The 24,414-nt window shown below is 63.4% G+C and carries 25 protein-coding genes and 2 pseudogenes; 13 read left to right on the top strand and 14 right to left on the bottom strand.

Features of this window, described 5'->3' with window-relative positions:
* Window positions 1-36 precede the first annotated feature (36 nt).
* From ACWPVA_RS05785 to ACWPVA_RS05775, 3 genes are read right to left on the bottom strand one after another with little or no spacing between them, the layout of a single operon-like run.
* The gene (locus ACWPVA_RS05785) at window positions 37-456 is read right to left on the bottom strand and encodes a DUF2267 domain-containing protein (protein WP_454286771.1); all 420 of its coding nucleotides are present in this window, start codon (window positions 454-456) and stop codon (window positions 37-39) included.
* Window positions 453-845 carry a membrane protein insertion efficiency factor YidD gene (gene yidD, locus ACWPVA_RS05780; RefSeq protein WP_454286770.1) on the bottom strand — a complete coding sequence of 131 codons (393 nt, stop codon included), beginning with the start codon at window positions 843-845 and terminating at the stop codon, window positions 453-455. The genes ACWPVA_RS05785 and yidD overlap by 4 nt, the downstream gene beginning before the upstream one ends.
* A gap of 1 nt (window position 846) precedes the next feature.
* The gene (locus ACWPVA_RS05775) at window positions 847-1,296 is read right to left on the bottom strand and encodes an iron-sulfur cluster assembly scaffold protein (protein ID WP_454286769.1); all 450 of its coding nucleotides are present in this window, start codon (window positions 1,294-1,296) and stop codon (window positions 847-849) included.
* A gap of 278 nt (window positions 1,297-1,574) precedes the next feature.
* Between ACWPVA_RS05775 and folE the strand changes: the two genes are divergently transcribed.
* The 3 genes from folE (at window position 1,575) to ACWPVA_RS05760 (ending at window position 3,729) form a co-directional block, all read left to right on the top strand.
* Window positions 1,575-2,180 carry a GTP cyclohydrolase I FolE gene (gene folE, locus ACWPVA_RS05770; protein ID WP_454289538.1) on the top strand — a complete coding sequence of 202 codons (606 nt, stop codon included), beginning with the start codon at window positions 1,575-1,577 and terminating at the stop codon, window positions 2,178-2,180.
* A gap of 25 nt (window positions 2,181-2,205) precedes the next feature.
* Complete coding sequence (gene hisI, locus ACWPVA_RS05765; protein WP_454286768.1) at window positions 2,206-2,667, top strand: phosphoribosyl-AMP cyclohydrolase; 462 nt, start codon at window positions 2,206-2,208, stop codon at window positions 2,665-2,667.
* A gap of 102 nt (window positions 2,668-2,769) precedes the next feature.
* Window positions 2,770-3,729, top strand: coding sequence for a patatin-like phospholipase family protein (locus ACWPVA_RS05760; protein ID WP_454286767.1), 960 nt, complete (start codon window positions 2,770-2,772; stop codon window positions 3,727-3,729).
* A gap of 60 nt (window positions 3,730-3,789) precedes the next feature.
* Here ACWPVA_RS05760 and ACWPVA_RS05755 read toward each other — a convergent pair whose 3' ends face one another.
* Both ACWPVA_RS05755 and ACWPVA_RS05750 read right to left on the bottom strand, forming a co-directional pair.
* Window positions 3,790-4,224, bottom strand: a complete 435-nt coding sequence (locus tag ACWPVA_RS05755) for a CBS domain-containing protein (RefSeq protein ID WP_454286766.1) — start codon at window positions 4,222-4,224, stop codon at window positions 3,790-3,792.
* 115 nt (window positions 4,225-4,339) lie between these two features.
* Window positions 4,340-5,104 (bottom strand): rhomboid family intramembrane serine protease, encoded by a 765-nt coding sequence (locus ACWPVA_RS05750; RefSeq protein ID WP_454286765.1) that lies wholly within the window; start codon window positions 5,102-5,104, stop codon window positions 4,340-4,342.
* Between the two features lie 321 nt (window positions 5,105-5,425).
* Between ACWPVA_RS05750 and ACWPVA_RS05745 the strand changes: the two are divergent.
* Window positions 5,426-6,038 (top strand): annotated as a pseudogene (locus tag ACWPVA_RS05745) (PilZ domain-containing protein).
* A 30-nt stretch (window positions 6,039-6,068) separates the two neighbouring features.
* Here the strand turns inward: ACWPVA_RS05745 and ACWPVA_RS05740 are convergent.
* On the bottom strand, window positions 6,069-9,476 hold the full coding sequence (locus ACWPVA_RS05740; protein ID WP_454286764.1) for a hypothetical protein: 3,408 nt from the start codon (window positions 9,474-9,476) through the stop codon (window positions 6,069-6,071).
* A gap of 124 nt (window positions 9,477-9,600) precedes the next feature.
* On the opposite strand from ACWPVA_RS05740, the gene bcp reads away from it, so the two are divergent.
* The 5 genes from bcp to ACWPVA_RS05715 all read left to right on the top strand — a co-directional run bounded on the left by bcp (window position 9,601) and on the right by ACWPVA_RS05715 (window position 14,482).
* A complete protein-coding gene (bcp, locus tag ACWPVA_RS05735) occupies window positions 9,601-10,068 on the top strand; it encodes a thioredoxin-dependent thiol peroxidase (RefSeq protein ID WP_454286763.1) in 468 nt (155 codons plus the stop codon).
* Complete coding sequence (locus ACWPVA_RS05730) at window positions 10,068-10,898, top strand: ferritin-like domain-containing protein (protein WP_454286762.1); 831 nt, start codon at window positions 10,068-10,070, stop codon at window positions 10,896-10,898. The genes bcp and ACWPVA_RS05730 overlap by 1 nt, the downstream gene beginning before the upstream one ends.
* A gap of 111 nt (window positions 10,899-11,009) precedes the next feature.
* On the top strand, window positions 11,010-12,299 hold the full coding sequence (locus ACWPVA_RS05725) for a peptidoglycan DD-metalloendopeptidase family protein (RefSeq protein ID WP_454286761.1): 1,290 nt from the start codon (window positions 11,010-11,012) through the stop codon (window positions 12,297-12,299).
* A 260-nt stretch (window positions 12,300-12,559) separates the two neighbouring features.
* Complete coding sequence (locus ACWPVA_RS05720; RefSeq protein WP_454286760.1) at window positions 12,560-14,074, top strand: DEAD/DEAH box helicase; 1,515 nt, start codon at window positions 12,560-12,562, stop codon at window positions 14,072-14,074.
* A complete protein-coding gene (locus ACWPVA_RS05715; protein WP_454286759.1) occupies window positions 14,075-14,482 on the top strand; it encodes an NUDIX domain-containing protein in 408 nt (135 codons plus the stop codon). It abuts the gene before it with no gap.
* Between the two features lie 48 nt (window positions 14,483-14,530).
* Here the strand turns inward: ACWPVA_RS05715 and ACWPVA_RS05710 are convergent.
* From ACWPVA_RS05710 to ACWPVA_RS05680, 7 genes and pseudogenes are all read right to left on the bottom strand, one after another.
* Window positions 14,531-14,845 (bottom strand): annotated as a pseudogene (locus ACWPVA_RS05710) (TfoX/Sxy family protein); the annotation flags it as partial.
* 4 nt (window positions 14,846-14,849) lie between these two features.
* Window positions 14,850-16,487 carry an NTP transferase domain-containing protein gene (locus tag ACWPVA_RS05705; protein WP_454286758.1) on the bottom strand — a complete coding sequence of 546 codons (1,638 nt, stop codon included), beginning with the start codon at window positions 16,485-16,487 and terminating at the stop codon, window positions 14,850-14,852.
* Complete coding sequence (locus ACWPVA_RS05700) at window positions 16,484-17,191, bottom strand: XdhC family protein (RefSeq protein WP_454286757.1); 708 nt, start codon at window positions 17,189-17,191, stop codon at window positions 16,484-16,486. Before ACWPVA_RS05700 ends, ACWPVA_RS05705 begins: the two co-directional genes overlap by 4 nt.
* On the bottom strand, window positions 17,191-17,520 hold the full coding sequence (locus tag ACWPVA_RS05695; RefSeq protein WP_454286756.1) for an XdhC family protein: 330 nt from the start codon (window positions 17,518-17,520) through the stop codon (window positions 17,191-17,193). Before ACWPVA_RS05695 ends, ACWPVA_RS05700 begins: the two co-directional genes overlap by 1 nt.
* Window positions 17,517-18,779, bottom strand: coding sequence for a vWA domain-containing protein (locus ACWPVA_RS05690; RefSeq protein WP_454286755.1), 1,263 nt, complete (start codon window positions 18,777-18,779; stop codon window positions 17,517-17,519). The genes ACWPVA_RS05695 and ACWPVA_RS05690 overlap by 4 nt, the downstream gene beginning before the upstream one ends.
* Window positions 18,780-18,782: 3 nt before the next feature.
* Window positions 18,783-19,712 (bottom strand): AAA family ATPase, encoded by a 930-nt coding sequence (locus ACWPVA_RS05685; RefSeq protein ID WP_454286754.1) that lies wholly within the window; start codon window positions 19,710-19,712, stop codon window positions 18,783-18,785.
* A 27-nt stretch (window positions 19,713-19,739) separates the two neighbouring features.
* The gene (locus ACWPVA_RS05680; RefSeq protein WP_454286753.1) at window positions 19,740-20,234 is read right to left on the bottom strand and encodes a flavin reductase; all 495 of its coding nucleotides are present in this window, start codon (window positions 20,232-20,234) and stop codon (window positions 19,740-19,742) included.
* 187 nt (window positions 20,235-20,421) lie between these two features.
* Here ACWPVA_RS05680 and ACWPVA_RS05675 point away from each other — a divergent pair, with 187 nt between their 5' ends.
* On the top strand, window positions 20,422-21,501 hold the full coding sequence (locus ACWPVA_RS05675) for a branched-chain amino acid ABC transporter substrate-binding protein (RefSeq protein ID WP_454286752.1): 1,080 nt from the start codon (window positions 20,422-20,424) through the stop codon (window positions 21,499-21,501).
* 19 nt (window positions 21,502-21,520) lie between these two features.
* Here ACWPVA_RS05675 and ACWPVA_RS05670 read toward each other — a convergent pair whose 3' ends face one another.
* Complete coding sequence (locus ACWPVA_RS05670; RefSeq protein WP_454286751.1) at window positions 21,521-22,285, bottom strand: SDR family NAD(P)-dependent oxidoreductase; 765 nt, start codon at window positions 22,283-22,285, stop codon at window positions 21,521-21,523.
* Window positions 22,286-22,445: 160 nt separating this feature from the next.
* On the opposite strand from ACWPVA_RS05670, the gene rpe reads away from it, so the two are divergent.
* The 3 genes from rpe to ACWPVA_RS05655 are packed head-to-tail and all read left to right on the top strand — an operon-like array spanning window position 22,446 to window position 24,375.
* Window positions 22,446-23,123 carry a ribulose-phosphate 3-epimerase gene (gene rpe, locus ACWPVA_RS05665; RefSeq protein ID WP_454286750.1) on the top strand — a complete coding sequence of 226 codons (678 nt, stop codon included), beginning with the start codon at window positions 22,446-22,448 and terminating at the stop codon, window positions 23,121-23,123.
* Window positions 23,120-23,851 carry a DUF2259 domain-containing protein gene (locus tag ACWPVA_RS05660; protein WP_454286749.1) on the top strand — a complete coding sequence of 244 codons (732 nt, stop codon included), beginning with the start codon at window positions 23,120-23,122 and terminating at the stop codon, window positions 23,849-23,851. Before rpe ends, ACWPVA_RS05660 begins: the two co-directional genes overlap by 4 nt.
* Entirely contained in the window at window positions 23,848-24,375 is a 528-nt protein-coding gene (locus ACWPVA_RS05655) for a hypothetical protein (protein ID WP_454286748.1), read from the top strand. The genes ACWPVA_RS05660 and ACWPVA_RS05655 overlap by 4 nt, the downstream gene beginning before the upstream one ends.
* Window positions 24,376-24,414 lie beyond the last annotated feature (39 nt).

The raw sequence follows: 24,414 nt of genomic DNA, 5'->3' as shown, positions 1-24,414 counted from the left end.
GCCAAAGAGCCTGAGAGTAAAGATTGTGTTCGCGCGTCAGATCTTCCAGAAGGCGCGCGCCTCTTGCGGCAATCGGTCAAGCATACGCTCGAACGCCTCGGCATCGACATGCCGACGCAGAACGCTGGCCACATCCGCGATCGCGGTCTCTGTCGAGAAATTGTGATCGGGGCGAAGCTCCCTCGCTTCGCGCGTCATTTCCGCGCGCGAAGCGAATTCCCTGCGCGGCTCGTCGAGTTCCCAGTCGCTGACGAAGATGGCCCGCAGGACCGGAGGCAGGACGCCGGCAAAGAGGACAGCCTCGGACACGCTCAATCGACGACGAAAAACCTGCAGCACGGCTTGCAGCAAAGTGTAGGTCTGGTTGGTCGTCGCAAGCCCCGCCTGGTCGCGCAGTTCCAGCATGAAGGCATCGAAATCCGCCGAAGCCTGACGGTACTCCATCGGCATCGTCATCCGGCCTGCCCCTCGCTATCCGATGGCTTCCGCCCCGCCTGCCAATAGCGCCACGGCGCCCACCAGCGGAAATGCGGATCGAGCTTTTCCGGCACGGGATCGACGCCCCAGGTGCCGCCTGGACCGCAGCGCCCGACGCGAAACAGCGTCAGCCACCCACCCGACCAAAGGCCGTGGCGGGCGATCGCCTCGTAGCCGTATTCGGAACAGGTCGGCATGTGCCGGCACGAGCTTCCGACGATGCTCGACAGCGTCAGTTGATAGAGGCGGATGAGGCTCATGCCGAGCAGCCGGTCCGGGGTCTTGGCGAACGGTCCCGCGTAGTTGCGCGAACGGTTTCGACCATCCGGCTCTCCGCCGGAATGCCGGCAATCGGGCGAATTGCACATCTCAGCCGGCCACCGCGACGGCCGCGTCCTTTGCCTCGATCTGGTCGAGACAGTCGACCACTGCCTCGAAGGTCAGCATGGTCGAGGCGTGGCGGGCCTTGTAGTCCTTGACGGGTTTCAGAAAGCGCATGTCCGCGAAGCGGGCAGATGGCCCCTCGCCGCCTTCTTTCAGCATGGCGAGCATGTCCGCGCGTGCCTGTCGAATCTCGTCCGGCGTCGCGCCGACGATATGGCGCGCCATGATCGACGACGAGGCCTGGCCCAGCGCACAGGCCTTGACCTCATGGCTGAAGTCGGTCACCCGGCCGTCGGCCAGTTTCACGTAGACCTTGACCCGCGAACCGCACAGTTTCGAATGTTTCTCGGCGCTGGCATCGGCATCGGCAAGCTTGCCGGTCCGCTCGATATTCCCGGCAAATTCGAGGATCCTGGAATTATAGATGTCATCCATGGTCAGCCTGGCACTTTCTTCAATCGGGCTATACGCGTTTTGTGAACCAGCAGATTGTCACCGTCTGCGCGACACTGTGTTGCGTGCGGTTTCCTTCACACTTCGCAAATCGCTATTATATGTAAGGTCAGAACTCGGTCCAAACAAAACAAGCGCAAATGCCTGCACAGGAGCGAGAATCGCAAAATGGACTTGCCAAGATGAACCGAGTTACGCATTTACAGGCGGAAAAGTCGAAACAGGCGGTCCGAGACATCAAGGACCGGGAGACCATGGGCATGGATGCCATCGTCAAAGAACTCGCCCCACTAACCCAGCGTCCGAGCCGCGAAGAGGCGGAAAACGCCGTGCGGGTTCTGTTGCGCTGGGCCGGCGACGATCCTGAGCGCGAAGGCCTGCTCGACACGCCGAAGCGCGTCGTCAATGCCTATCGCGAGCTCTTTGCCGGCTATGACGCCGATATCGAAGACGTTCTCGGCACGACCTTCGGAGAGGTCGCCGGTTATGATGACATCGTCCTGGTTCGCGACATTCCGTTCTTCTCGCACTGCGAACACCACATGCTGCCGGTGATCGGCAAGGCACACGTGGCCTACCTCCCCGACGGCCGCGTCCTTGGGCTTTCGAAGATTGCCCGCGTCGTCGAGGTTTTCGGCCGCCGCCTGCAGACCCAGGAAGCCATGACGGCCCAGATCGCGGCCGCAATCGATGAAAGCCTCAACCCGAAGGGCGTCGCCGTCTTCCTCGAGGCCGAGCATATGTGCATGGCCATGCGCGGCGTACAGAAATCCGGCTCCACGACGCTCACCACGACATTCACCGGCCGCTTCAAGGACAATGCCGTCGAGCAGGCACGTTTCATGTCCATGGTCCGCGGTCGCTGACCCCTCTGTCCTTCGGAATTCCCTAATGGCTATCGATTTCGATCCGCCGCCTGCAGACAAGCACACCCTCGAAGAGGACGGACGCTTCACGCCCAAGTTCGATGCGAACGGGCTTGTGACCGCCGTGGTTACCGATGCGCGTGACGGCGAATTGCTGATGGTCGCACATATGAACGCCCAGGCCCTGGCCTTGACGCTCGAAACCGGCATCGCGCATTATTACAGCCGCTCGCGCGACAAGATCTGGAAGAAGGGCGAGAGCTCGGGCAATCTTCAGACGGTCCGGGAAATCCGTACCGATTGCGACCAGGACGCCGTTTGGCTGAAGGTCGATGTCGCCGGCCACGATGCGACCTGCCACACCGGCCGGCGTTCCTGCTTCTATCGGAACGTCAAGCTGGCTGATGGCGTCCCTTACCTTGAAATCACCGACAATCATCGTCATTTCGATCCCGACGCCGTTTACGGCGAAGCGGACAAGGCCTGAGCGATCGGAGTCAAACGTCTCCGTTCGGCCATTAAACGAATTGGTAAGCATCCGGTGCGCTAATGATGTATTGGAAGCGTTCAGCCATGAAGGTGTGCGGAGATGCTGAACTGGAGTATGAGGAACGGCACGACGGCGCGTTCGGTGCAACCGACCGCCAATGGGCCGACGATTGGCATTCCACCGGTGAAAGAACCAGCCAAGCCGAAGAAGACCAAGATCGCGCTGGCGCTCGGCGGCGGCGCCGCGCGCGGTTGGGCGCATATCGGCGTTCTGCGCGCGCTGGACGAAGCCGAGATCGAAGTCGGCATGATTGCCGGCACCTCGATCGGCGCCCTTGTGGGCGGCTGCTACCTCGCTGGCAAGCTCGATGAGCTGGAAGCCTTCGCCCGCTCGCTTACCATGCGCCGCATCGCCTCACTGCTCGACCTGACGATCGGTGGTGGTGGTCTGCTGGGCGGCATGCGGCTGACCAAGCGCATGCAGGAGCATATCGAAGGCCTGATGGTAGAGGATCTGCCGAAGCCCTTCGTCGCGGTCGCCACCGAATTGAACAGCGGCCATGAGGTGTGGATCGACGGTGGCAATCTGATCACCGCGCTACGCGCTTCCTATGCGCTTCCAGGAATTTTCGAACCGGTAAAATGCAACAATCGGACACTGATCGACGGCGCCCTGGTCAACCCCGTGCCTGTTTCGGTCTGCCGCGCCTACGAGCAGCCGCTGGTGATGGCCGTCAATCTGCAATACGACGTCTTCGGCCGTTCGGCGGTTGTGAAGCATCGCGCCAGCGAACTCCCCGACACCCCGAATGACCTTCCAAAGGACCATCACAAGATCGGCCTGACAGGCGTCATGGTCCAGGCCTTTAATATCATCCAGGACCGTATTTCGCGCGCCCGTCTCGCCGGCGATCCGCCCGACCTTGCGCTCCATCCGCGCGTCAACGAGATCGGCCTGTCCGAATTCCACAAAGCCGGCGAAGCGATCGATCGCGGTTATGAAGAAGCCATGGCTCGCATTGGCGAATTGAAACGCATGCAGGAAGCCTTCGCCCGCTAGCGCCCCTCCCGCAGGGCGCCAGCGGAACGATGTGCTGCCGGGGACCGAACGGTCTCGCCGTCAGCTCGCGATATAGGCCTTGATCTGCTCGGCTTCTGTCTCGACCTCGCGAATGCGCGACTTCACCACGTCACCGATTGAAATGATGCCGCACAGCTTGCCATTTTCCTCGACCGGCACGTGGCGAAACCGCCGGCTGGACATCATTTCCATCAGTTCGTTGACCGAGCTGTCTTCACGGCAGCGATGGACATCGGCGGTCATCATGGCGGAGACGGGCTGATCGAGCGCGCTCGCGCCGCCACGACCGATTGACCGGACGAGATCGCGTTCGGTAAAGATGCCGACAATGCGGTTCTCCATACCGACGACCACCACCGCGCCGATCTTGTGTTCATCGAGTATCCGGGCAGCTTCGGTAAGAGTGACATTCGGACCGATGGTCACGACGTCACGGCCCTTGACGTCCAGTATGCTCCTGACTGACGTAGACATTCACTCCTCCTTCGCATTCATTGCGCAACGGCCGCGACCGCAAATCCTTTATGCGGCCGCGACGGAGAAAATGGTGCCTGTTATCTCAGCGGAAAGCAATATACCTGCAATGCACCTAAAAGGCTCGGTTGCGCGCCGGTCGAGGATCGAACGGGGCGAACAGCAGGAAGCCGAACAGGAAGCCGCCGATATGGGCATCCCAGGCGATCGTGCCGGCAAGGTCGCCAAACAATGGCAGGCCGAAGGCAATCGCCAGATTGCCGGCAAACCAGGCGAGAATGAAGACCTGCACGGTGCGCAAGGACAAGGCACCGGCAATCGACAGCAGAGGCGGCTGAAAACCGAGATGGTGCGACACCGCAAGCACCGAACTCCCGAAGGCGAACCGGCAGGCAGCCCCCATCAACCCTGACACCACGCCGGAGGCGCCGATCATGATCGTCGGCTGCCCCCAGTTGAAGCCGGCATGAACGGCGGCGCCGGCCGCCGCCGACACGATCCAGAAGGCTGCGAACCGCGCATTGCCGATGCGCCGCAGGACGGGCGTGCCGAAGGCGGCAAGCCACAACCCGTTGAAGGCGAGATGTTCGAGACTGCCGTGCAGGAACGAATAGGTAACCGGCGTCCAAAGCCATTCATAACCCTGCTCGGACAGCGGATAGACATAGCGCAGCGGCGAAAAGCCGAAGTTGACGGCAAGCCATTCGGCCGCAAAATTCGAAAGAAGCAGCGACTGTACCGCGTAGATGGCGCCAAGCCCGACCAGGGCGACCAGAATGCCGGTCGGCAGGTTGAACACCGGGACGCGCTGCGGCTGCGAATCACCCTCCCGTTCGGGAGGACCCTCGCCATTGGGCGATCTCGGGGGCAGTTCATCCATGCGGCACATACCTTCAAAAATTCGTTGAAGCTGCATAACCGACGGCCGGCATAAAAAAAAGCCGTCCGAACATGCCGGACGGCCTAACGGGTCCCACAGGACCGAACCTGTACCCGAAAATTGGTGCCGAAGGATAGCCTTCGGGAGTTGATGCTTGTCACTTGCCACAGCCGACCCGAGCCCGCAACGCTCAGAAAGAATTAACCTTAATCCCACAGTATGAGCGCGCAGACATCAAGGATCGCAGCGCTGCGCAAAACGTTATGTTAACGGCTTGCCGGTATTTCTTTAACGCTAGACGAATAATTTAGAAACCACACCATGTATTCTTCTCAGGCAGCGCAGAACGGCGGTCTTGTCTCTCCTGCCCTAAGGCGGGCATTTCAACGCGTCTCCGTGAGCCTGCAGGGCCGGCTGATGCTTGCAAACTACGAGGAGTATGTCTGCAAGGTGGTTGACATGTCGCCGGGCGACGTTCGTTTCGCCTGCGCCGGCTGTCCTGCTCCCAATGAACGGGTGATTGCGTATATCGACCATCTCGGCCGGATCGAGGGAACCGTCATCAAACTCGTCGAGGGCGGTTTCGTGATGTCGATCAACGCGACGGGACGCAAACGCGAGAAACTTGCCGCGCAGTTGACCTGGATCGCCAACAAGCACGAACTGGGCCTGCCCGAAGACCGCCGCCACGACCGCCTGACGCCGCGTGTGACGCGGACCGAGCTTCCAGCTCGAGGATGGACGCCGGTATCCCTGCCGTCTCATGGACCTTTCGCTCTCAGGCGCAGCGGTCGACATCGAAATCCGCCCGCCGATCGGCACCGCCGTCCAGCTCGGCAACATGCGCGGCCGCATCGTCCGCCACTTCCTCGAAGGCGTGGCCATCGAATTCCTCACTCTGCAATCGCGCGAAGCCCTGACCGAGTGCCTCTGAGGCGGACGATCGTCCCCAAGGTGCCAGACGTCAGCGGAATTCGAAGATCTGGCGGAACACGCCGGGCGCGATGATCGACAGCGGATTGATCACCAGTTTCGGCTGTTCGGTGGCGCCCGTCAGCTTGAAGGTGATGCCGAGCAGGCCGCGGTCTCGGCCGTTGCCGAGCAGGATGCCGATCACCGGCAGTTCGCCGAACAGACGGTTCAGGCCATAGGCCGGCATGAAGGTGCCGGTCAGGTCGATCTGAGCGTTCGCGTCGCGCACCAGCCCCTGGAATGTCGCCCCGATCTGCTCGCCGCGAACCACGCCATTGTCGACGCGAAGTGATCCGTTGCTATAGACAAGCCGTGCGAAAGCGCGCTGAAAACGCGCCGAGCTGACGTCGATGTTTCTCTTCACCGCGGTATTGAGGCTGCGGCCATCCGTACTGGCGGGCGTCGATACGATCGACTGCAGGCGCTGTTCGTTCTCGACCCGGAAATCGCGGACGTCGAGCGATCCGCTCCAACTGCCATTGGCCGACTGGGACAGCTTGAGGTTCATTAGCCCACCGATCATGCGATTATAGAGGTTAATGAAGCGCGCCAGCGCGCCGGCATCGCTGCTGGTCACGGAAAGCTCGCTCAACTCCCCCGGGTTGCGCATCTTCGCCACCACCGCCTGCCGGTTCTGCGTCACGCCGGAAATGTCGAGCGCCGTCGTCCTGCCGCCGCGTGCGCCGTAAAGGATGGACACACCGGAGAGCACCTCGTCACCAAAGCCGACCACGCGATCCAGTTGCCCCTTGATCTGCAAAGCCAGCGGCTTTTCGCCGGCACCGCCGGAGCCACCACCAGGCGATTTCAGCGTGGCAATCAGCGAGCGCACATCCGCAGACTTGCCCGACACCGATACGTCGTAGCCGCCCTTGCTCTGGCCGATGACCAGGGCAAAATCGTCCGAAGGAGCCAAGCGCATCCGGCTAAGGTCGGCCGAAATCAGGCCCTGCTTGCCGACGACGAGGGAACCGATGGCACCGAAGCCGTCGCCGTCCAGGACGAATTTTTCGATCGTCGTGCGCGCCTCGCTTTCGATAACCTCGAAACTGGCCTTGGCGGGAATCCCCTGGCCCTTCGACCAGCCGATCCATGGCACGGTCAGGGTCGCCGACGACAGGTCGATCACCGCCGCCTGGCGCTTCTCGTCGATACGCGACAGTTCGACGGTGATCGGGCCGTTGACCAGATCATCAAGCCCGGGCACGAAGCGCCGGCGCTCTTCATTGTCGAGCCGAAGCTTGACAACGCGCTCACGCGCCACCGGGTCGTTCTTCTCGATCGGCTCCGTCACCCGAAGCTCCATCGGCACGCCGTCAATCTTTGCCTTGCCTTCAAGCCGGGCCGCCATAGGATCGACGTCGAGCCTGCCCTCCAGATCACTGATCGTGCGGCCGGAGTAGGGCTTGGCGACATCGACATTCGCAAGGTCAAGATGAGCCTTCCAGACCGGTTCCGGTGGATTCTGGTCCGAGATGAGACCGAGCCGCACCTGCGCTTCACCCGTCACGTTGCCGGTGAAGTCCTCGACCGCGAAGCCGGCCCGCTCCAGAGCGCGAATCGGCCTGAACGAAACGAGTTCGGCAACGGCATCGGCCGAGCCCGAGACCGCAATGTCGAGGTCCGCCATCAGCGGCTTGCGATAGATATCCTCAAGCTTCAATTCACCCCTTTCGACTTTCACCGTCCGGTTCGACGGGAAATAGGACGCCGCCGAATGAATGGTCGCGACGACCTTGCGGCCCGACAGATCAAAATGCGCCGAGGTATCCCGCAGCGGCGGGATTTCGCCGGTGACGTTCATGCGTACATCAACGATGTCGAAACTCACGCGCAGTTCGTTTTCGTCGAGATGCAACGGCTTCGGATCGACCGTCAGGCGGTCCTGCGGAATGAACACTGAAACCTGCCCGTTGGTGATCGTGCCGCCGAACAAATTGGCAAGCACCCAGCGTCGCGGCTTCTCTGCGATCCAATAGGGCCACAGCTGCTTGACCACAGCGGTCTTCATATCCCGGATCAGGGCATCGAAGCGCACCTCGGGACCGGTTCCGACGAAACGGATGCCGAGCGAAGCGTCCATCGTCCCAGACGGCGTCGAAACCGTGAAGGTATCGAACTTGAGCTCGTTCTTCTCATTAAGGTAACGGCCGAAGAGTTTGAGCGAAAAAGGAAATGGTGCCTCGCCCGCAGACGGCACATCGGCTCGCCCCTCGCTCACAAGAAGGTCGATACCGAAGCCCGACGCGGTCTCGACATTGCCCGGCAGACGGTCGAGGTCGATCAAACCGCCGGAGAGCGGCAGCACCATCGGTCCGAATTCGGCCCGAGACGACGACAGTTCGAGCGTGTCCTTGGTGAAGTCGTAGCCGAAGTTGAGACGCGCCCGTGTCAACTCCTGCGCGATGCCGTCCGAGTAGATCGTACCGCGGTCGATATTGGCGATCATGTTTACAGCGGGCCGCCGCCCCTCACCCGCCCGCTTCGCCGAAATTGACACCTCGGCCGACCCCTCGAGACCCTGACGCGGATTTCCCGCAGCACCACGCTTCAGCAGGAATGGGGTGAGGCGGACATCATCGAGTTGCAGGGTGAACGACTGCGCTTTCCCGTCCGTGTTGACGGTCAGAGCCGAGATCTCGGTCTTTTGTCCGTTCACCGAGACCGTGCCCAAGAAGGAGAGCGAATTGTCTGCGCCCCGCTCCATCGCGAGGTCTTCGACTGCAATCATCAGCGGACGGCCATTGATCCCGGTCGTCGAAACTTCCAGCCCGCCGATCCGCATCCGGTCAAGTCCAGCGCTGGCGATGAACGTCTGTATCTGGTCGAGTTCGAGGAAGGCGCGGTCCAGAACGGTGGGAATACTGTCGACACGCAGGTTTTCGAGATCGATCGGCGGCCCTGCCGGAAGAAGGCGGGCATCGAGCGCCACCCCCTGGGTCACGATCTCCTTGACCTTGAACTGGCCAGTGAGAAGGGCGATCGGGTCGAGCACCATGCCGACCGATTCCGTGAGGGCCAGCGGGTTTGAACCACCCTCGGGCAGGATCGCCACATTGCGTGCTTCCAACGCAATCTGGAAACTGTCGGAAAAGCGGATTGCCGTGTCGCCGATTTCGGCCCGGAAACCCGGAGCTAAGGCCGTGTTCAGAACCGTTCGGGCACCATTCGAGAGCGCCGTGTCAAGTGCACCGCTCTCTACGACCGCGAAAACGCCGCCAGCGGCCACGAGCACAAGACCGACAATGCCGAGGACATAGCGCAGCAAGCGCCGAACAAGCGTCGAACGCGGCGGGCAATGAACGATCAATGGATCATCGACGCGCGACGACGGAAGTTCGTGCAGGCGAACGATGTCCTGCCTGCGAAACCGTACCTTTTCGCCCCGGATTTCTCCCATGTGCCGGCGATTGTCTCCGTCGATCGATGCCGCTATCACAGTCGCGCGTGGACGACTGCGTCGCGGACTATATATCGAGTACGCCGACAATCATCCATAATGCGGGCAAAAGAAAGGTTTTCCCATGGCAGATTTGGCAACGGGCGACATGGCTCCGGATTTCACCCTGCCCCGGGACGGCGGCGGCACCGTTTCGCTGGCCGAGTTTCGCGGTTCTCCGGTGGTGCTGTATTTCTATCCGAAGGACGATACCAGCGGCTGCACCACCGAGGCGCTGGCATTCACAGCGCTGGCAGATGAATTCGCCAAGGCCGGTGCCAAGGTGATCGGCCTGTCACCCGACCCGGTCAAAAGCCATGACAAGTTCGTCGCCAAGCACGGCCTTTCGGTGATTCTCGCATCCGACGAGGAGAAAGCCATCCTGTCCGCCTACGGCGTTTGGAAGGAAAAGAGCATGTATGGCCGGACCTATATGGGCGTCGAACGCTCCACCTTCCTGATCGACCGCGACGGGCGCGTCGCCGCCGTGTGGCGCAAGGTCAAGGTCGCCGGCCATGCCGAAGCGGTTCTGAAAGCGGTTCAAGGGCTCTGATGGCAGGTTGCGGCCCGGTCCAGATCGCATCGCTGCGTGGCGGCGCCACCATGGCGATCGTCAGCGCGGACCTCGACGAAAAGATCGAACTGGCGCAGGAGACCGCGCGGCGCTGGCGTGAGCGCCGCCTGTCGCTGCGCTCGCCGCTCGACCCGGAACTGCCCGAACGGCCGGGCCGACCCGAAAAGCCCCTGCTCGTGCCGCCAAAGGCCACCGAAAAACGCTCATTGCATACGCTGCCCGGGCGCATTGCCATGCTGCACGCGCTCGCCCATATCGAACTCAACGCCGTGGACCTGGCGCTCGACATCGTCGCGCGCTTCGCTTCCGAGCCGGTGCCGCATTCGTTTTTCGACGGCTGGATGCGCGTGGCCTTCGAGGAGGCGAAGCACTTCCGCATGGTGCGCGAACGCCTCAATGCGCTGGGCGCCGACTACGGCGACATGCCGGCCCATGACGGCCTGTGGCAAGCCGCCCATTCCACCCGAAACGACCTGACAGCACGCCTAGCCGTGGTGCCGCTGATCCTCGAGGCGCGCGGTCTCGACGTCACACCCTCCCTGCAGGATAAGATGCGCGAGACCGGAGACATCGATAGCGCAGAGGTGTTGAAGGTGATCTACGAAGACGAAAAGGGCCACGTTGCCGTCGGAGCCAAATGGTTCCGCTTCCTCTGTGCGCGCGAGAAGAAGGATCCGGCCGCCACCTTCAAGCAATTGGTCCGGGCCAATTTCCGTGGTGCCCTGAAGGCCCCTTTCAACGACGTGGCTCGCGCCGAGGCTGGCCTCACGCCCTCCTTCTATCGGTCACTGACTGCCACCAGCAGCTGAGAACCTGATCGAGCCCTTCACCTCGCTCCGATTTAAAGAATGTTAACCTTAACCATATGTAATCACATCAAGCTTCAGTCGGATCCGGCCTGAGCAAGATGGGAGACACCTGTGGCGGGCAAGTCAACAAACCAGATCTTCGGCAAGCGTCGGCAACAACATGTTGTGATCCTGGCGAGCGGCGACAAGATTTGCCACATGACCGTGCGTCCCTGGATGGCGGCGGTCACCGTCTGCTTCGTCGGCGTCATGGCGATCGGCTATCTCGGTGCAACCACCTATCTCGTCTTCCGCGACAACCTGATCGGTGCGTCCTTGGCCCGACAGGCCCGTATGCAGCACCAATACGAGGATCGGATCGCAGCGCTTCGCGCCCAGGTGGACCGCGTCACCTCACGCCAGTTGCTGGATCAGCAGGTGGTCGAGGACAAGGTCGAAAAGCTTCTGGAACAGCAGGTGGCGCTCGCTTCCCGGCATGGCCGTCTGGATGCCCTGCTCGACCGCGCGCAAGCAGTCGGCGAATTGCCCGAGGCCGGCCCACTGCCGACCGTCAGGCCGGGTCCGTCAAACAGGCAGGCGAGCCTCTCGGGCGGCATCGACGCAATTGGTGACCTTCTCGGAGGTGGACCGAAGGCAGCCCCGCAGAAGACGGCAGCGCTCGGCTATGTCCCGCTGACCGATACGGTCGCCGACCGCGCCGACCAGCTTTTCTCCCATATGACACTGTCGCTGAAAGACATCGAGCAGGACCAGATCGACCGAATCCAGCGCTTGACCAGCGGGGCGACAGAAACCGCCGAAAAAATCTCCGGCATATTGCAGCGCAATGGAATTCCCCTGGACATGACGAGCCCAGTCACTCCCGACGAAGCCATCGGCGGCCCCTATCTCGCACCACAGTCATCAGAACCGTTCAACGCCTCGCTGAACGAACTCGATGCGGCGCTGACCCGACTGGAGGACGTGCGCGACACCGCAAGGCGGCTTCCCTTCGCCAATCCCGCTCCCGGCAAGGACATCACGAGCCGTTTCGGCAACCGACCGGATCCCTTCCTCGGCGGCCTTGCCATGCATGCCGGCATCGACTTCCGCTCTCCGGTTGGCGGCGAGATCAAGAGCGCCGGCGCCGGCAGGATCATGGCCGCCGGACCGGCTGGCGGTTATGGCAACATGGTCGAGATCGACCACGGCTTTGGCCTGACAACCCGCTACGGACATATGTCGCGCGTGCTGGTCAAGGCCGGCGATGAGGTGGAGAGCGGCGACGTGATCGGTCTGTCGGGCAACACGGGGCGCTCGACCGGCCCGCATCTGCACTATGAAGTCCGCCGCAATGGTTCAGCACTCGACCCCATGCACTTCCTCAATTCCGGCATGAAGTTGACCACGCTCATCAATTGACGGGCCGGCGCCCGAGCGCGGTATTGAAGCGTCCTCCAGCATCCTCGAATATCTGATGCCGGCCGCCGGCTTTACTGCACGCGCCAGCGCCCCTCGCCGCCCGTTGTGACAAATCACCCCACTATTCACCATTTGTTACTGCAAAAGCCGCAGTTTCCTTGACTTTCAAGGATTTTGGCCCTATTCCGCGCTGACGTTGTCGCCCGCACCACGGGCGGCCTAATTGCGTTCGAAAGAACCGGAACGGAATAGATTCCCCTTTGACCACATTTGCTGACCTTGGCCTGAGCCAAAAAGTACTTTCAGCCGTCACCGACGCCGGCTACACCGTGCCGACGCCGATCCAGGCTGGCGCCATCCCGTTTGCCCTGCAGCGCCGCGACATCTGCGGCATCGCGCAGACCGGCACGGGCAAGACCGCATCCTTCGTACTGCCCATGCTGACCCTGCTCGAAAACGGCCGGGCCCGCGCGCGCATGCCGCGCACGCTGATTTTGGAGCCGACCCGCGAACTGGCCGCCCAGGTCGCCGAGAACTTCGAGAAGTATGGCAAGAACCACAAGCTGAACGTCGCACTCTTGATCGGCGGCGTGTCCTTCGAGGAGCAGAACCGCAAGCTCGAACGCGGCGCCGACGTGCTGATCTGCACGCCCGGCCGCCTGCTCGACCATTGCGAACGCGGCAAGCTTTTGATGACCGGCGTCGAGATCCTCGTCATCGACGAAGCCGACCGCATGCTCGACATGGGCTTCATCCCGGACATCGAGCGAATCGCCAAGATGATCCCGTTCACCCGCCAGACGCTGTTCTTCTCGGCCACCATGCCGCCGGAGATCCAGAAGCTGGCCGACCGTTTCCTGCAGAACCCGGAGCGAATCGAAGTTTCGCTGCCGTCTTCGACGGCCATCACCGTGACGCAGCGCCTCGTCGCCGCCCACAACAAGGACTACGAGAAGCGCTCGACGCTGCGCGACCTGATCCGCGCCCAGGAAGACCTGAAGAACGCCATCATCTTCTGCAACCGCAAGAAGGATGTCGCCGACCTGTTCCGCTCGCTGGAGCGCCACGGATTCTCGGTCGGCGCCCTGCACGGCGACATGGACCAGCGTTCGCGCACCAACATGCTGGCGGGTTTCAAGGACAATCAGATCACCCTGCTCGTCGCCTCCGACGTCGCGGCGCGCGGTCTTGACATTCCCGATGTCAGCCACGTCTTCAATTTCGACGTTCCGATCCATGCCGAGGACTATATCCACCGCATCGGCCGCACCGGCCGTGCCGGCCGCTCCGGCGCCGCCTTCACGCTGGTGACGCGCAGCGACACCAAGTATCTCGACGCGATCGAGAAGCTGATCGGCCGGCAGCTCGAATGGCTCGACGGCGATCTCACCTCGCTGCCCGCCATGGCGGAAAGCCAGGACGAGGGCCGTGGCCGGCGCGGATCGCGCGACAAGGACAAGGACAAGGACCGGGGACGTGAGCGCCGCGGCGGTAAAAAGACCGAAGCCCGGGCCGTCATAAAGGACGAAGCCGTCAAGGCACCTGAAGTAGAAGAAGTCATCGAACCGGTAAGGACCGAACCAGTGAACATCGAGCGCAAGGCAGAGCGGCGGCCCACTCAAGGTAACCGTAGCGCGCGGTCCAACCCGGCCAATGACGATCAGCGCGAGCGCCGCCGCAGCCACTATCGGGACCATGACGACGGCCCGACTCCGGTCGGCTTCGGCGACGAAATCCCGGCTTTCATGCTGATCGTCGCCGCCGCAAAGTCTTAAATGGCAAAGCCCGGCATCGACTTCCCCGGTGTCGGCGTCGGTCTGGCGATTCTTCGCGACGGCAAGATTCTGCTCTGCCGCCGCATGAAGGCGCCCGAAGCCGGCTTCTGGAACATTGTCGGCGGCAAGGTGGATCACCTTGAACCGGCCGAGGCTGCGGCTCGCCGGGAGGCCGAGGAAGAAACCGGCCTGTCGATCGGTGCGATCGAATTCGTCACCACCAGTGAACAGATCATCGACGCCGATCGTCAGCACTGGATTTCTCTGCTTTACAAGACCACGGACTTTCAGGGCGAACCGCAGTTGACCGAGCCGGACAAACTGTCCGCCCTGGATTGGTTCGACCTCGACGCAATGCCGGAGCCGTTGTCAGCCTTTACCCGCACCCTGCTGCCGTTTCTTCGCTGAGGCCCGGGGCTTTGCTTGTTTGGGTCTTGCCGGCTTGACCTTCGCCGCCTCGGCCCTCAGCCCCGCCTCGAAGGCCAGTCGCACCCATTTCGCCATCTCGTCCGGATCGTCATAGGCCTCCTCCGGCACCGACCAGTAGGGCATGGCGACCGGGTTCTTTCCCTGCCGCTGATAGACCCACTGCCGCGCGCGCGCCACGACAAACTGCGGCGCCGTCTGCTCATCTGCCTTCAGCATGAACTCGTCGAACAGGTAGAGCGCGATGATCACGCCCTGATGATAGATGCCCTTGCCGCTGAACATGCGCTTGATGTCGACGGCCCCGAGCGACGAGAACATGTCTTCGATCGCGACATTGTCCATCCACCTACCCCTTCAGAATGCCGCCGGCCGCAATGACGGCCTCGGGCGTATCGACGTCCAGCCGGGCGCCGACGCCGATCTCGACATCGACGATCGGCAGGCCGGCCGTCTCGATGATCGGCCGGGCGCCGATGTCGCCCTCGAGCGATTTCACCGCCTCGAAGGTCGGGCGCGGCAGGATGACAGGATTGCCGCGCTTGCCGTCGGCCACCGCGCGCACGATCGAACGGCCGGACGATGAACGGAACGCCGACACCAGCGCATGAAGATCGGCGACCGATACGCCAGGCATGTCGGCCAGCATGACCAGCACGCCATCGGCGCCGCCGGCATTGGCCGCGGCAAAGCCGGCTTTCAACGAACTCGCCATGCCGCTCGCATAGTCGGGGTTGTCGATGCAGGTCACATCAAGCCCCATCAGGCTCCCGGCAATCTCGTCGGCGCGATGGCCGGTCACGACGATGACCTCGCCGGCGCCCGCCTCAAGCGCGATCCGCGCCGAACGGCGCACAAGCGGCTCGCCCTCGAATTCGGCCAGCAACTTGTGCCGCCCGCCCTCGCCCATGCGGCTCGACCTGCCGGCGGCGAGAAGCACGGTCGCCACCTTGAGCGGCCGACGTTCGGCATCGGTCGCCAGTTCGCGCGGCAGCGGCCGGCTTGGGATTTCCATCAGCAATCCTCCGACCCCCAGCCCCGTCAATTCATAGGATGTGGGCGTTTCGCCGGCCAGCAGCCGGTTCAGCACCCAGTCGAAGCCGTTTTCCTTGGGCGAGCGGGCGCAGCCGGGCGCACCGATCACCGGAACGCCGTCGACATGGCCGAGCACCAGCAGATTGCCGGGATCGACGGGAAGCCCCACCTGATCGACCACACCGCCGGCCATGCGGATCGATTCGGGGATGACGTCGACGGCATCGCACATGGCCGAGGCACCGAAGACGACGATCATCGGCGGCCGGGCATCCTGATTGCGCAAGGCGTTCTCGATCGCCGCGGCAACCGCTTCGGCCCGATGCGCGACCCGTTGTTCGGCTACCAGTTCGCTCGACGAGGGGCCAAGGCGCTGTTCGAGCACCCGCGCGGTCTTGTCCATCACCGAAGATTTCAGCGACGGCAGTTCGGTGGCGATCAGTTGGACGGCATGGGGCCGGTAGGATTTGAGCCGGAAGGCGGCACCTTCGGTCAGGATCGCCCGCGCCCGCTCGACACTGTCGCCGGAAACGGCAAGCGGGATGATCTTGACGGTCGCCACCAGATCGCCGTCGCGCACATCGCTGTGGTCGGCGAGACAGGCGAGCGTGATCGCCGGATCGACACGGTTGAACCGGTCGACCAGCGCCCTGTCGGCAACGAACAGGCCGTTGCAGGTGGCGTGGAAGTTGACGCGGCCGGTGGAGGCCGGGGTGAGGCGAAGATTGGCGGGATCGATCACCGAGGCGCAGCGCTCCGCCGCCTCGTCCTCGCCAAGATCGCCCGCCTCCATACGACAGGCGATCACGCTGGCGATGCCCGCATCGCCCAGTGCCGCTATGTCACCGGCAGCCAGCACATGCCCCTTCGGCAAACGGCCAGAGGCCAGCTTCACCGCATGGGCGAGGATCAGGCCCTCGGCATCGCTCGTGGCGAACTCTCCGAAGATCATGCGGGCTCGCCTCCGGCAGCGGAGAGCGAGCGCCGGCGGAAAGCCTGGATGACGTCGGCCAATGTGGCGACCGCGATCTCGGCCGGGGTCGCGGCGCCGATGTCGATCCCGACGGGTGCCGAGATCCGGGCGATCTCCGCTTCGGAAAAGCCCTGCGCCATCAGCCGCTCGACCCGCTTCGCATGGGTCTTGCGGCTGCCGAGAGCGCCGACATAGAAACAGCCGGCTTTCAGCGCCGCGGCGATCGGATAGTCGTCGATCTTCGGGTCATGGGTGACGGCGACCAATGCGCTGTAGCGATCGAGCGGACGCGCAGAGAGCACGTCTTCCGGCCAATCCGCAATGAGATCAACGCCGGAGAAACGTTCGGGCGTGGCAAAGGCGGTGCGCGGGTCGATGATCGACATGTCATAACCGGCTATGGCCGCCATCGGATAGAGCGCCTGGCTGATATGCACCGCGCCGATCACCACAATGCGCGGCGGCGGCAGGTGGACATTGAGGAAGAGCATGCGCCCGTCGATCTCGACGGAGCCGGACTTGCCGGAGCGGAAGCGCCCCGCGATCTCCTCGCCGAGCGCGCCCTCGACGGCATTTCCCTCGACCACCACACGGTCGTGGCCGTCGGCCAGATCGGTGACGAGGATCGCTGCCTGCCGTTGCGCCCGCGCCGCGTTGAGCGCCTTGAGACTGGAAAGCTGCATCAGGAAAGCCTCTCGACAAAGACGCGGATCTTGCCGCCGCAGGAGAGCCCCACCCGCCAGGCGGTTTCATCGGCGACACCGAACTCAAGCATCTTCGCCTGACCCGACTGCAGAACGTCGAGCGCCTCGGTGATGACCGCACCCTCGACGCAGCCCCCTGAGACCGAACCTTCGAAACTGCCGTCCGCGTCGATCACCAGATGGCTGCCGACCGGGCGGGGCGCCGAGCCCCAGGTCTCGACCACAGTGGCGACCGCCACCCGGCGCCCCTGCCCGATCCAGTCCTCGGCGATGAACAGCGGATCCCTTGTCTGCATGTCGGTAGTCATGGCAGCCCTCTGAGTTGGCGAATGAGACGGCGCGGATCGGCCGAACCGTTGATCGGCCCGGACAGCGCCGCGACCAGATCGGCCAGCGAATTGAGATTGTGGACCGGCCGCAATTCATCGACATGCGGCAGCATGGCCCGCACGCCGCGCGCCCGCGCCTCGAAGCCTTCGAAACGCAGGAGCGGATTGAGCCAGATCAGCCGCCGGCAGGACCGGTGCAGGCGATCGGTCTCGGTGGCGAGCAGTTCCGCCCCTTCCCGCTCCAGCCCGTCGGTGATCAACAGCACGATGGCGCCCTGCCCCAGCACGCGCCGCGCCCATTGATGGTTGAACTCCTTCAGCGTCTCGCCGATCCGCGTGCCGCCCGACCAGTCCCGCACCGCATCCGTGCACTGGTCGATCGCGTCGTCTGGATCGCGGTTGCGCATCTGCCGCGTCACATTGGTCAGCCGCGTGCCGAAGACGAAAGTGTGCACGCGCCTGCGGCGCTCGGTCAACACATGGAGGAAATGCAGGAAGATGCGGGTGTACTGGCTCATCGAGCCGGAAATGTCGGCGAGGATGACGAGCGGCGGCGGCTGGCGGCGGCGCTCGCGATATTTCGGCAGGATCAGATCGCCGCCGGTGCGCATCGCCGCCCGCATCATCGCCCGCGGATCGACCGTGCGCGCACGAGACGTCGGCTGGTAGCGCCGCATCGGCACCTGGTCGAAGGGCATTGTCATGCGTTCGATTTCCCGCCTGGCCTGCGACAGCTCCACGGCCGTCATCTGGGCAAAGTCGGTGCGGCGCAGGACTTCGCTGCCGGAGACGGTGAAGCGGGCATCGATCTCAATCTCCGGCTCGTCGCGCTCGCGGCTCTGGCGCTCGCGCTCGGCAAACAGCGCGTCGCTCACGCGCGACGAGCCGGCCTTGGCCTTCTCCCGCTCGCTGCTGTCCAGCGCCACCGGCGACATCATGGCGATCATCTTGTTGACCAGGTCGCGCGAGCGCCAGAACAGGCGAAACGCCTCGTCGAACACCGGCTGATCCTCATGCCGCTTGACGAGCACAGCCGAGAGTGCGGCATGGAATTCCTCGCGCGAACCGATGCCGACCGCATCGATGGCGGCGATCGCATCGGCAACCGCTCCGGGACCGGGCTTGAGCCCGGCGCGACGCAGGACGCGGGCGAAATAGACGATATTGTCGGCGAGCCGTCCGTCACCGATCGGCGGCGCCACCACGACAATGCCCTCCCCGGTTCCCGGCGTCTGCATGGCCTAGCCCGCCGCCAGCAGTTCGGCCTTGACCTCGGAGAGCACCTTGTGGCCCTCGCCGCCCTGGATCCGGGCAATGTCCTCCTGGTATTTCAGCAGCGTGCCGAGCGTGTCGGCAATGGTTTCCGGATCGAGCGCCAGCCGGTCGAGCTCGGTGAGCGCGGTCGCCCAGTCGATGGTCTCGGCAATGCCGGGGTTCTTGAACAGGTCGATGGTGCGGATCTTCTGCACATAGGCGACGATCTGGCGCGACAGCTGCTCGTTGCAGCCCGGCACCTTGCGCCGGATGATCGCCAGCTCCTCGGCCGCCTTGGGATAGTCCACCCAGTGGTAGAGACAGCGGCGCTTCAAGGCATCGTGTACCTCACGGGTGCGGTTGCTGGTGACGATGACGATCGGCGGCTCGGAGGCCTTGACGGTGCCGAATTCGGGAATGCTCACCTGGAAGTCGGACAGCACCTCGAGCAGGAAGGCCTCGAAGGCCTCGTCGGTGCGGTCAAGTTCGTCAATCAGGAACACCGGCGCGCGACCCGGCTCGCATTGCAGCGCCTGCAGAACGGGACGGCGGATGAGGTGGCGCTCGGAAAACAGATCGTGTTCCAGCCGGTCGCGGTCGGTAATGCCGGTTGCTTCGGCAAGCCGGATCTCCAGCATCTGCGCCGGATAGTTCCATTCGTAGACGGCGGATGCGACGTCGAGGCCCTCATAGCATTGCAGCCTGATCAGCGGGCGATAGAGCGCCTTGGCCAGCACCTTGGCGACCTCGGTCTTGCCAACCCCCGCCTCCCCCTCGAGAAAGAGCGGACGCTGCATGCGAAGGGCGAGGAAAAGCACGGTCGCCAACGGCCGCCCAACGAGATAATCATGTTGCGACAAGAGATCGATGACGGCATCGATCGATCCCGGCAAGCCAGTTTTTGACGCTTCCGCCATTGTTCCTCCCCTTGATTGAGGAGAAGCTTACAGGCTGCGATAGCCGCGGTCCAGATAGATGAGCGAGGCCTCTCGCGGGCCGAAATGCACCGCCTTGACCTCACCGAACAACACGGTATGGGTCGCCGTCACCTTGCTGTCGGTGACGCGGCAATCGAAGGAAACGATTGCATCGGACAGAACCGGAGCGCCAGTGACCAGCGTCTGCCATTCAGCCAGCGCAAACCGGTCGTCTGCCGGCATGCTGCCGAAACCGGCAAATGCGTCGGCAAGCGGCTGATGATGGGCAGCAAGCGAGTTGAGAGCGAATGAACCGCTCTCGAAGAAGACCGCGTTGTTCGGATTGCCGTTGTTGAGGCAGACGAGCAGGCTTGGCGGACGGTCGGAAACCGAGCAGGCCGCGGTAACGGTCACCCCCCGCCTGACGCCCTCGTACTCGGTCGTGGCGATCTGCACATGGCCGGCATAGCGGCTCATCGCTTCCCGATAGATAACCGGGTCCAACTGCTGGGTATTCAACACTCTCTTCTCCGGCGCGCTTCGGGGCCTTGCTGGCATATTGCATGACTATATGGCCGCCAAGGTTTACGTTTTCCACAACGCATCGGATTTTTTGCCCCGTGTGCCGCGGGCGATTGACGTTGCCGTTCCCTGCGTCCTGCGGATAGGATGCCGGCCACCGGTCCGAAGAACAGGAAAACCCGCCCGAATGCTCCGCCGAATGCTGCTGTCCGTCCTGCTCGGCCTGTCCCCGGCCTTTCCGGCCCTGGCCGATGCGCCGAGGATCGCGCTTGTTGCGCCGCAGACCGGCCCATTCTCCATCCTGGGCGCGCAAATGCGCGACGGTGCAGCCCTGGCGGCGCGCCAGCAAGGGATGGAGCATGTCCTCGTCGAGGAGAATTGTCAGCCCGGCAGCGGCCCCGCGATTGCCCGGCAGATCCAGGAATCAGGAGCGAAGGCGGCGATCGGCTTTCTCTGCTCGGAATCACTTGATGGGTCGCTTGCCATCCTCAAGGACGCTGCCATTCCGGCCATCACCCTGTCTGTACGCTGGAAGGGCGTGATGGAAGATGCCTTGAAGAACGACTGGCCGCTCTATCGCATGGCCCCGTCAACCGACGACGAGGCGGAAAGGATCACGGAGGTCATCCTGCGCGACTGGTCGGGCTCCGCCTTCGCACTCATCGAGGACGGCACGATCCACGGACGGGAACTCACCGAAACGATCCGCAACGCGCTCGAGGAACGCGGACTAAAGCCCGTCTTCACCGATACCTTCCGCCCCGGCCAGGAGCAGCAGGTGGCGCTGGTGCGCCGGTTGAAGAAGGCCGGCGCCAGCCATGTCTTCGTCGGCGGAGACCGCAATGACGTGGCCGTCATCGCCCGCGACGCCGCCGCCGAGCGCATTTCCCTGACGCTCATGGGCGGTGATAGCCTGAAGGCCTCGGATCAGGCGGTTCCGCTTGCTGAAGGCGTGTTGGCCGTCATACTGCCAGATCACGCAAACCAGCCGGCCGCGCAAAGTGTCGCGGCGGATATGAGGGCAGCGGGGATCGAGCCCGAGGGCTATGTTCTGCTGGCCCATGCCGCCGTCACCGTGGTGGCGCAAGGCGTCGGCGCCGCCGGCGCGCTCGGTATGCCTCTGGCCCAGGTGATTGGCGAGACCCATGCCGACACCGTAATCGGCCCGATCGCCTTCAACGACCGTCACGAACTGGGCGACAACCCCTATCGCCTGATGGAGTGGCGAGACGGCCGGTTCGTCGAGCCTGGCGCTACGGCGCAATAGCCGCCGACTGCTTCCGTCTTCAGAACTGGTAGGGCCAGAAGGCCTGGCTGAAGACACCGCCATCGACCCAGAGCGTCTGACCGGTGACGAAAGCCGCCTGCGGGCTTGCGAGAAAGAGCACCGGCCCGGCGATGTCGGCGGGCGTGCCGACCCGGCGGAGCGGCGTGACACGTCCCCAGGTTTCGGCATAGTCGGGCGCCTCGGTTCGCGTCCGTTCGGTCTCGATGGCGCCGGGCGCCACGCAATTGACGCGGATGCCATGCGGCCCGAGTTCGACCGCGGCAACCTTGGTGAACTGCTCGACGCCGCCCTTGGACGCAGTATAGTCGACCAGGCCGGGAAAGGCATGCTTGTTGCAGCCGGAACCGATATTGATGATCGCCCCGCCCTTGCCCGCAGCGACCATGCGCCGGCCCACTTCGCGCGTATTGAGAAAGCAGCCCTTGAGATTGGTGCGAATTACCGCATCCCAGCGCTCTTCCGAAAGGTCGAGCAGCGGCGACCAGGTCTGGATCCCGGCATTGTTGACCAGAACATCGGGTACATCGCCAAACCAGTCCGACGCCTCGTCCATCAGCCGCGAGACGGCAACGCCATCGCCGACGTCGGACGAAAAGCCTCGCACCCGGCCACCCGCGGCGGCGGCCTGCGCGGTGACCGCCTCTGCGGCGGCCTCATCGTCGAAATGGGTGAAGGCGACGTCATAGCCTGCCTCGAGGAAAGCGTTGACGAGATGGCGGCCGATGCCGCTGCTGCCGCCGGTGATGATCGCATGCCGTCCCATTCACTTCTCCTCGATCGCAAGCGACAAGAAGTGACCAAGGTTTTGCAGCCGGTCAAGACTGAGCGAGGCGCGCATCCCCTCGCAGTGTTGCCGGTGGTCGGTCCCGGTGCTATGGGCAGGCCAAATGCGCAAAACCGTCCATGATCCCGGAGCCCAGCCCATGACCCGCCCCCTTCTCATCGCCCCTTCCATTCTTGCCGCCAATTTCGCCAAGCTTGGCCAGGAAGTGTCCGACGTCGTCGAAGCCGGCGCCGACTGGATCCACCTCGACGTCATGGACGGCCATTTCGTGCCGAACATTTCTTATGGGCCTGCCGTCATCAAGGCACTGCGGCCCTACACCAAGGCGGTGTTCGACTGCCACCTGATGATCTCTCCGGCCGATCCGTTCCTCGAGGCCTTCGCCGATGCAGGCTGCGACGTGATCACCGTGCATGCCGAGGCCGGCCCACATCTGCACCGCTCGCTGCAAAAGATCCGCTCGCTCGGCAAGAAGGCCGGCGTATCGCTCAATCCGGCAACGCCCGTCTCGGTCCTGGAACATGTCCTCGACGACCTGGACCTGATCCTGATCATGAGCGTCAACCCGGGCTTCGGCGGCCAGAAGTTCATCCCCCAGGCGACCGCCAAGCTCGCCCAGGCCAATATGCTGATCGGCAACCGGCCGATCGACCTCGAGGTCGATGGCGGCGTGACCGCAGAAACCGCTCCGCTGGTGACCGCCGCCGGCGCCAATGTGCTGGTCGCCGGATCGGCCGTCTACAAGGGTGAAGGCGTTGACGACTACCGCAAAACGGTCGACACTTTGAGAAAGGCTGCACTGGAGGGGCGTCGTTGACAGTATTGCGGACATGGCTGGTGGCGAAGGCGGCGATGATCTTCGCCGCCGCACCGGCCGTTGCCGGCGATATCGCAGCTTTGCAGTCGATCGGCTTTTCGGTTGACGGCAGTGTCTACGCCTTCGAGGAATATGGAATTCAGGACGGTTCCGGCTTTCCCTATTCCAACATCTACGTGATCGACACGGTCAAGGATGTCTATCTGCCCGGCACGCCGATCCGCGTGCGCCTCGACGACGAGAATGCCGGCCTGTCTGACGCGCGACGGGCGGTGATGGACAAGGCACAGCCGCTGATCGAAAAGTACGAGCTCGGCAACAATCCCGGCAGCCTCGTCGCCTTCAATCCGGTGAGCGAGATGGGCGTGGAAAAGCACGAACTGCGCTATCTGGATTACCCGGCCGACCCGGCCTTCGGGCAACCCTACACCTTGAAGATCGAGGAATTCTCCGTCGCGCCTGGCGGTTCCTGCGTCGGCCAGATCGATGCGCTGGCCGCGTTCCGCCTGAGGCTGACGGAAAAGGACGGAACCCCGGCGAACGCGCTCGTCTACGAGGACAAGAGCGTGCCGGCCAGCCGCGGCTGCACCGTCGGCTATCGCCTCGGCGGTGCGGTCACCTATTCGCCGCTCGGCGGAGCGGCCCTGCACATGGCGCTCGTCCACGTGCTCAGCCGTGGCTTCGAAGGCAATGACGGCCGCTGGATCGCCGTCCCGGTCCGCCCGTGACGCGCCAGTCCCCCGCTCTGCGGCGTGTATCGGGATTTCGCGCACGACTGGCCGCAAGCCGCCCGCCGATCGCCGAATGGCTGGTCGGCGCGCTGCTGTGGGCCTCGCTGATCACGCTGTCCGTAACCTTTTCCGCCTATGGACTGCATCGCCTGCCCAGCACCCACAAGACGATCGTGCTCGGCCTTTATTTCTGCGGTGCGGCACTCGCCTGGCTCGCCGCCCTGCCGCTGATGCGCTTCGCCAGCCTCGCCCGACCGCCAGAGACGCGCTTTGCCGCAGCCTTCCTCTTTCTCGGCACCGGCACGGCCGTGTTGACTGCACTGCTGTTTGCCCTGCACTACCGGCAGTTCTATGCGCAATGGCATCAGCCATTCGGCACGCGGATATGGTTTTTCCAGTTCATCTTCACCTTCGCATCCGCCGTCTATCAATTCGCCGTGCTCGGCCTCCGCCATTATCTCCCCTTTGGCCTGATCCTGTTGATCGGTGCCAGCATCCTCCATGCGCGCCGCAGCCGTTGAGATTGCCGCCCGTCTTTGCTAAAGCGACGCCAACTCCAG

It is taken from the genome of Rhizobium arsenicireducens, from assembly GCF_964021225.1.
This window is presented reverse-complemented; position numbering and strand designations above follow the sequence as displayed.

What these genes read in the sequence shown, in the direction of transcription:
- ACWPVA_RS05785 (WP_454286771.1), bottom strand. Translation starts at nt 456, where the DNA reads ATGACGATGCCGATGGAGTACCGTCAGGCTTCGGCGGATTTCGATGCC.
- yidD (WP_454286770.1), bottom strand. Translation starts at nt 845, where the DNA reads ATGTGCAATTCGCCCGATTGCCGGCATTCCGGCGGAGAGCCGGATGGT.
- ACWPVA_RS05775 (WP_454286769.1), bottom strand. Translation starts at nt 1,296, where the DNA reads ATGGATGACATCTATAATTCCAGGATCCTCGAATTTGCCGGGAATATC.
- folE (WP_454289538.1), top strand. Translation starts at nt 1,575, where the DNA reads ATGGATGCCATCGTCAAAGAACTCGCCCCACTAACCCAGCGTCCGAGC.
- hisI (WP_454286768.1), top strand. Translation starts at nt 2,206, where the DNA reads ATGGCTATCGATTTCGATCCGCCGCCTGCAGACAAGCACACCCTCGAA.
- ACWPVA_RS05760 (WP_454286767.1), top strand. Translation starts at nt 2,770, where the DNA reads ATGCTGAACTGGAGTATGAGGAACGGCACGACGGCGCGTTCGGTGCAA.
- ACWPVA_RS05755 (WP_454286766.1), bottom strand. Translation starts at nt 4,224, where the DNA reads ATGTCTACGTCAGTCAGGAGCATACTGGACGTCAAGGGCCGTGACGTC.
- ACWPVA_RS05750 (WP_454286765.1), bottom strand. Translation starts at nt 5,104, where the DNA reads ATGGATGAACTGCCCCCGAGATCGCCCAATGGCGAGGGTCCTCCCGAA.
- ACWPVA_RS05740 (WP_454286764.1), bottom strand. Translation starts at nt 9,476, where the DNA reads ATGGGAGAAATCCGGGGCGAAAAGGTACGGTTTCGCAGGCAGGACATC.
- bcp (WP_454286763.1), top strand. Translation starts at nt 9,601, where the DNA reads ATGGCAGATTTGGCAACGGGCGACATGGCTCCGGATTTCACCCTGCCC.
- ACWPVA_RS05730 (WP_454286762.1), top strand. Translation starts at nt 10,068, where the DNA reads ATGGCAGGTTGCGGCCCGGTCCAGATCGCATCGCTGCGTGGCGGCGCC.
- ACWPVA_RS05715 (WP_454286759.1), top strand. Translation starts at nt 14,075, where the DNA reads ATGGCAAAGCCCGGCATCGACTTCCCCGGTGTCGGCGTCGGTCTGGCG.
- ACWPVA_RS05705 (WP_454286758.1), bottom strand. Translation starts at nt 16,487, where the DNA reads ATGATCTTCGGAGAGTTCGCCACGAGCGATGCCGAGGGCCTGATCCTC.
- ACWPVA_RS05700 (WP_454286757.1), bottom strand. Translation starts at nt 17,191, where the DNA reads ATGCAGCTTTCCAGTCTCAAGGCGCTCAACGCGGCGCGGGCGCAACGG.
- ACWPVA_RS05695 (WP_454286756.1), bottom strand. Translation starts at nt 17,520, where the DNA reads ATGACTACCGACATGCAGACAAGGGATCCGCTGTTCATCGCCGAGGAC.
- ACWPVA_RS05690 (WP_454286755.1), bottom strand. Translation starts at nt 18,779, where the DNA reads ATGCAGACGCCGGGAACCGGGGAGGGCATTGTCGTGGTGGCGCCGCCG.
- ACWPVA_RS05685 (WP_454286754.1), bottom strand. Translation starts at nt 19,712, where the DNA reads ATGGCGGAAGCGTCAAAAACTGGCTTGCCGGGATCGATCGATGCCGTC.
- ACWPVA_RS05675 (WP_454286752.1), top strand. Translation starts at nt 20,422, where the DNA reads ATGCTCCGCCGAATGCTGCTGTCCGTCCTGCTCGGCCTGTCCCCGGCC.
- ACWPVA_RS05670 (WP_454286751.1), bottom strand. Translation starts at nt 22,285, where the DNA reads ATGGGACGGCATGCGATCATCACCGGCGGCAGCAGCGGCATCGGCCGC.
- rpe (WP_454286750.1), top strand. Translation starts at nt 22,446, where the DNA reads ATGACCCGCCCCCTTCTCATCGCCCCTTCCATTCTTGCCGCCAATTTC.